Below are 6016 nucleotides of genomic sequence, written 5' to 3' on the forward strand. Positions count from 1 at the left end.
GCGAGTCTGCCGAGGCGGACGAGTCGCTGCCGGAGACCTCGAGCGAGGGCGAGTTCGTCGTCCAGCTGGGCAGTTTCTCCGACGAGAGCAATGCCCGAGCGCTGGCCGAATCGGTGGAGGCGTCGGGGTTCAACGTCTCCGTCAAGCCTTTGTTCTCGGAGCAGGGAACGGTCTGGCGGGTGCGTGTGGGGCCGTACGCGACCCGAGAGCTGGCGACCGAGGCGACCGAACGCCTCCGCCAGCGGCTCGGGCGTGATGGCCTGGTGATGACGAAGTGACGTCGGCCCATGCGAAACCCCGATTCACGAATCGTCGGCCGGCGACGGGAGGACAGGGATGACGGTGGTCGACTGGATACTGCTGGCGATCGTGCTTATTTCGACGACGATCGCGCTGGTGCGGGGGTTCATCAAGGAGGTGATCTCGCTGGTCACCTGGCTTGCGGCCTTCGGCATCGCGCTCGCCTTCTCGCAGCCGGCGGCGGTGCTGGTGCCCGAGGCGGTGGACATTCCTTCGGCTCGGGTGGCCATCGCCTTTGTCGCCCTGTTCGTGATCGTGCTGATCCTCGGCGGGATCATCAACTGGGCGATCTCGAAGCTGGTGGAATCGACCGGCCTGTCGGGGACCGACCGGTCGGTAGGCATGGTCTTCGGGCTGTTGCGTGGGGTGCTGATCGTCGCCGGCCTGATTCTCCTGGCCGGGTTCACGGCATTGCCGCGAGAAGAGTGGTGGCAGGCCTCGACGCTGATACCGCACTTCCAGGTGGTCTCCGAGTGGCTGCTTGCGGTGCTGCCGGAAGACGTGGCCCGCAATGTCCAGTGGTAGCCGGGTTTCCGGCTGACGAGCTTTCCGGGAGACACAGGGGTGGGGTCTCCCGACGGGGGTGACCCCCGTTCGACGCCGGGCGGGCCGCGAGGCTTGTCCGGCGACGCCGTTTCGGGGCCCGGGAAAGGGCCCCGGCGGATTTTTCAGCTTTTGCGCGGATACGAACCGAGGTGGTTTAACGCATGTGCGGCATTATTGGGATGGTGGCGAAATCGCCGGTCAATCAGGCGCTGTATGACGGTCTCACCGTCCTGCAGCACCGGGGTCAGGATGCGGCGGGCATCCTGACCTGTGACGAGGAGCGGCTGTTTCTCCGCAAGGAGAACGGCCTGGTGAAGGATGTCTTCCACACCCGCCACATGCGCCAGTTGATGGGCAACATGGGCATCGGGCACGTCCGTTACCCGACTGCCGGCTGCGACTCCTCGGCCGAGGCCCAGCCCTTCTACGTCAATGCCCCGTTCGGCATCGCCATGGGTCACAACGGCAACCTGACCAACGCCGATGAGTTGCGGGCGGCCGTGGTCGCGGAGGACCGTCGGCACCTGAACACCAATTCCGACTCCGAGGTGCTGCTTAACGTCTTCGCCCACGAGTTGGCGGCCATCGCCGGGGCCTGCCCCACCGCCGACGACGTGTTCACCGCCATCGGCAACGTCCATCGTCGTGCCCGGGGCGCCTATGCCGTGATCGGGCTGATCGCGGGCACGGGCGTGTTCGCCTTCCGCGATCCGCACGGCATCCGTCCGGTCTGCTACGGCAAGCGCGAGACCGAGCACGGCACCGAGTACATGATCGCCTCGGAGTCGGTGGCCATCGAGGCCGGCGAGTTCGAGCTGGTGCGCGATCTCGCCCCCGGCGAGGCGATCTTCATTTCCCGTGACGGCGAGGTGACACTGCGCCAGTGCGCCGAGAACCCCGAATACGCCAACTGCATCTTCGAGTACGTCTACCTGGCACGCCCGGACTCGATCATCGACGACGTCTCCGTCTACCGGGCCCGCATGCGCATGGGCGAGAAGCTCGCCGAGAAAATCCAGCGCGAATGGCCGGACAACGACATCGACGTGGTCATCCCGATCCCCGACACCGCCCGGACCTCGGCGCTGGAGATCGCGGTCAACCTGAACCTCAAGTACCGCGAAGGCTTCGTCAAGAACCGCTACATCGCCCGGACATTCATCATGCCGGGCCAGGCCAAGCGCAAGCGCTCGGTCCGGCAGAAGCTCAACGCCATCGACCTGGAGTTCCGTGGCAAGAACGTGCTGCTGGTCGACGATTCGATCGTGCGCGGGACCACGTCCAGCGAGATCATCCGCATGGCCCGCGAGGCGGGGGCGAAGAAGGTCTACATGGCCTCGGCGGCTCCGCCGGTGCGCTACCCCAACGTCTACGGCATCGACATGCCGGCCTCCAACGAGTTCGTCGCGCACAATCGGGACGTCGATGGCATCCGTGATGCCATCGGCGCCGACGAGCTCATCTACCAGGACCTCGAGGATCTCAAGGAAGCGGTGCGGATGGGCAACCCGACGCTGAGCCGGTTCGACTGCTCCTGCTTCACCGGCGAGTACGTGACCAATGACATCGACGGCGACTACCTCGATAACCTGGCGGCAAACCGGGCAGACAGCGCGCGCGAAAAGGAAAACGACATCAGCGGGGCCTCGCGGCGCTCCCGCGATATCGTTTCCGTCGGCCTGTACAATGACCAGTAGCCTCCTGAGGGGGCTGGCAATGGTCGTGTGCCTGATCCCGACGCTGGCCACGGCCTCTCCGGTGGACACGGCGCGTCCGTCACCGGCGCAGAAAAGCGGCGAGACGAGCGCCATGAGCGAACTGCCGGCACGCGTGCTCGAATCGGCCCGCCAGATGGCCAATCGCCAACAGGGGGATCACACCGGCCAGTCGATCGTCGTCGACGTGCCCGGCCAGAGGCTCTACCTCTTCGAGGGTGGCGCGTTCCGGGCGGCGTACCCGGTGTCGACGGCCGAGCGGGGCACCGGCAACCGGGAAGGCAGCCTCCAGACGCCACTGGGGCTTCACCGGGTGGCCGAGAAGTTCGGCGAGCACGCGCCGCTCGGCCAGATCTTCAGGGCTCGCCGCTCGACCGGAGAGATCGCCGAGATTCTCGCGGGGCCCGACCAGCGTGCCGAGCGTGACGACGTCACGACCCGGATCCTGTGGCTCGACGGCCTCGAGCCGGGGGTGAACCAGGGCGGGGACGTCGATTCCCGGGGGCGTTATATCTACATCCACGGCACGCCCGAGGAAGGACGCATCGGCAGCCCCGCCTCGCACGGCTGTGTGCGCATGACCAACCGTGACGTCATCGAGCTGTTCGATCGCGTGGCGGTCGGTGCCCTGGTCGACATCATCGAATAACCCTTCGCTCAATGCCGGTCGCGAGTGCGGCCGATGTACCCGTTCGTTTTGGAGATTCCATCCATGCCCGACTATCGTTCCAAGACCACCACCCATGGACGCAACATGGCCGGTGCGCGCGCCCTGTGGCGCGCCACGGGCGTGAAGGACGACGATTTCGGCAAGCCGATCATCGCGATCGCCAACTCCTTCACCCAGTTCGTTCCGGGTCACGTCCACCTGAAGGACATGGGTCAGTTGGTCGCTCGCGAGATCGAGGCGGCCGGCGGCATCGCCAAGGAATTCAACACGATTGCCGTGGACGACGGCATCGCCATGGGTCACGGCGGGATGCTCTACTCGCTGCCCAGCCGCGACATCATCGCCGACTCGGTCGAGTACATGGTCAACGCCCACTGCGCCGACGCGCTGGTGTGCATCTCCAACTGCGACAAGATCACCCCGGGCATGCTCAACGCCGCCATGCGGTTGAACATCCCGGTCGTCTTCGTCTCCGGCGGACCGATGGAAGCCGGCAAGACCCGTTTGGCCGGAGACTCCGACGAGGTCATCAAGCTCGACCTGGTCGATGCCATGGTCCAGGCCGCTGACGATTCGGTTTCCGACGAGGTCCTCGCGCAGGTGGAGCGTTCGGCCTGTCCGACCTGCGGGTCCTGCTCGGGGATGTTCACCGCCAACTCGATGAACTGCCTTACCGAAGCGCTGGGCCTCTCGCTGCCGGGCAACGGCTCGCTTCTGGCCACCCACGCCGACCGCCGCGAGCTGTTCCTCGAGGCCGGCCGCCAGGTCGTGCGCCTGGCGAAGGCCTACTACGAGAACGGCGACGCCTCGGTGCTGCCGCGCTCGATCGCGACCCGGGAGGCGTTCGAGAACGCCATGGCGCTGGACATCGCGATGGGCGGCTCGACCAACACGGTCCTGCACCTGCTGGCCGCCGCGCGGGAGGGCGAGGTCGAGTTCGACATGACCGACATCGACCGCATGAGCCGCAAGATCCCGCACCTGTGCAAGGTCGCACCCAGCACGGCCCAGTATCACATGGAGGACGTCCACCGCGCCGGTGGCGTGCTGGCGATCCTGGGCGAACTCGACCGCGCCGGACTGCTGCACCGCGGCGCCCACACCGTGCACGCCCGGACCATGGCCGAAGCCCTGGACCGCTGGGACATCGCCCGCGACACGGCCTGCGAGGAGGCCAAGAGCCGCTTTCTCGCCGGTCCGGCCGGCATCCCGACCCAGACGGCCTTCTCGCAGGATACCCGCTGGCCGAACCTCGACATCGACCGGGCCAAGGGCTGCATCCGCGACTACGAGCACGCCTACTCCAAGGACGGCGGGCTCGCGGTGCTGTTCGGCAACATCGCCCGCGATGGCTGCATCGTCAAGACCGCCGGCGTGGACGAGTCGATCCTCAACTTCACCGGCCGGGCGCGGGTCTTCGAGTCCCAGGATGCGGCCGTCGAGGCGATCCTCGGCGACAAGATCGTCGCCGGTGACGTGGTCGTCATCCGCTACGAGGGGCCCAAGGGGGGACCCGGCATGCAGGAAATGCTCTACCCGACCAGCTATCTGAAATCCAAGGGGCTGGGCAAGGACTGCGCACTGCTGACCGACGGGCGCTTTTCCGGGGGGACCTCGGGGCTGTCGATCGGCCACGCCTCGCCCGAGGCGGCCGCCGGCGGCGAGATCGCGCTGGTCGAGGAGGGCGACACCATCGTGATCGACATCCCCGAACGGACCATCCATCTCGACATCGATGACGCCACCATGGCCCACCGGCGCGAGAAGATGATCGAGCGCGGCGATGCAGCCTACAAGCCGGTCAACCGGCAACGCTACGTCAGCCAGGCACTGAAGGCCTACGCGGCCCTGACCACCTCGGCGGCACTGGGCGCCGTGCGCGATCTGTCCCAGATCGGTGTGAAGTGATCGGGCGATGACGGTCGGGACCTATATCCCGCCGCATTTCCACCAGGACGATCCATCGATCCTGGTGGAAATCGTCGAGAGCCATCCGTTCGCCGCACTCACGCTGTGTGACGAGGAAGGCCAGATGCGATGCGTGCATTTGCCGTTTCTGCGGTTCGGCGATCCCCGCCACCCGGCCAGCTGGCGCTTCGAGTCGCACCTCGCCCGCGCCAACCCGGTCGCCGAGGCATTGGCTGAAGGGCGAGAGGCCCATGCCCTCCTGGTCTTCACCGGCCCGGATGCTTATGTTTCTCCGCGATGGTATGTCGATGCCCGCGAGACCAGCGTGCCCACCTGGAACTACCAGGCGGTCCACGTGCGCGGGCGGGTGCGGCTGGCCGGGGAAGGCGATCCCGGCTGGCTTGACCGTCATCTTCATGCCCTGATCGATACCCACCAGGCGCGCATCGCTGATGCCCCGTTTGACTGGACTCACCTGCCGGAGGCACAGATCGAGGAGATGAAGCGGGCCATCGTCGGGGTCGAGGTGTTCGCCGAGCAGGTCGAGTGCATCGAGAAGCTCAGTCAGAACAAGACGGCCGATGACCGCGAAGGCGTGATCGACGGGTTGTTCGCCCGGGGCGACGAGGAATGCCGGGCCATGGCCATGTTGATGAGCGAGCGTGAGAGCGATCGTTCCAGCCGGGGTTGATTATTGTTGGTCGGGACTCGAGAATCCCGATTCAACCTGTTGAATATATGGCGGATGGTCCGTTTATGCACGGGCAGCCAGGGTGCCGCCGGTACCCTGGCGAATGACGCTGGCGCAGCAGTCGTGGTGCACAGCCCCGGATGGTTCGCCATCGATTGCACCAGGCCGAAGGCGTGGAAGAAAAAA

6 protein-coding genes are annotated in these 6016 nt (G+C 66.2%); all 6 read left to right on the forward strand.

Annotation, left to right across the window (positions count from 1 at the left end; genetic code table 11):
• The coding region (locus ACLFMY_RS08025) for an SPOR domain-containing protein (RefSeq protein WP_410764142.1) at positions 1-278 on the forward strand (278 nt) is incomplete at its 5' end.
• A gap of 58 nt (positions 279-336) precedes the next feature.
• Positions 337-825 (forward strand): CvpA family protein, encoded by a 489-nt coding sequence (locus ACLFMY_RS08030; RefSeq protein WP_410764143.1) that lies wholly within the window; start codon positions 337-339, stop codon positions 823-825.
• A gap of 182 nt (positions 826-1007) precedes the next feature.
• The gene (gene purF, locus ACLFMY_RS08035) at positions 1008-2543 is read left to right on the forward strand and encodes an amidophosphoribosyltransferase (RefSeq protein ID WP_410764144.1); all 1536 of its coding nucleotides are present in this window, start codon (positions 1008-1010) and stop codon (positions 2541-2543) included.
• Between the two features lie 154 nt (positions 2544-2697).
• Positions 2698-3210, forward strand: a complete 513-nt coding sequence (locus ACLFMY_RS08040) for a L,D-transpeptidase family protein (RefSeq protein ID WP_410764147.1) — start codon at positions 2698-2700, stop codon at positions 3208-3210.
• 63 nt (positions 3211-3273) lie between these two features.
• Complete coding sequence (gene ilvD, locus ACLFMY_RS08045; protein WP_410764145.1) at positions 3274-5139, forward strand: dihydroxy-acid dehydratase; 1866 nt, start codon at positions 3274-3276, stop codon at positions 5137-5139.
• 7 nt (positions 5140-5146) lie between these two features.
• Positions 5147-5830, forward strand: coding sequence for an FMN-binding negative transcriptional regulator (locus ACLFMY_RS08050; protein ID WP_410764146.1), 684 nt, complete (start codon positions 5147-5149; stop codon positions 5828-5830).
• The last annotated feature ends 186 nt before the right edge of the window (positions 5831-6016 follow it).

Source organism: Guyparkeria sp. (assembly GCF_046545975.1).
GTDB lineage: Bacteria > Pseudomonadota > Gammaproteobacteria > Halothiobacillales > Halothiobacillaceae > Guyparkeria.

Bases quoted from the DNA above. Each gene is read 5' to 3' on its own strand.
- ACLFMY_RS08050 (WP_410764146.1), top strand. From the start codon at position 5,147: ATGACGGTCGGGACCTATATCCCGCCGCATTTCCACCAGGACGATCCA.
- ACLFMY_RS08040 (WP_410764147.1), top strand. From the start codon at position 2,698: ATGGCCAATCGCCAACAGGGGGATCACACCGGCCAGTCGATCGTCGTC.
- purF (WP_410764144.1), top strand. From the start codon at position 1,008: ATGTGCGGCATTATTGGGATGGTGGCGAAATCGCCGGTCAATCAGGCG.
- ACLFMY_RS08030 (WP_410764143.1), top strand. From the start codon at position 337: ATGACGGTGGTCGACTGGATACTGCTGGCGATCGTGCTTATTTCGACG.
- ilvD (WP_410764145.1), top strand. From the start codon at position 3,274: ATGCCCGACTATCGTTCCAAGACCACCACCCATGGACGCAACATGGCC.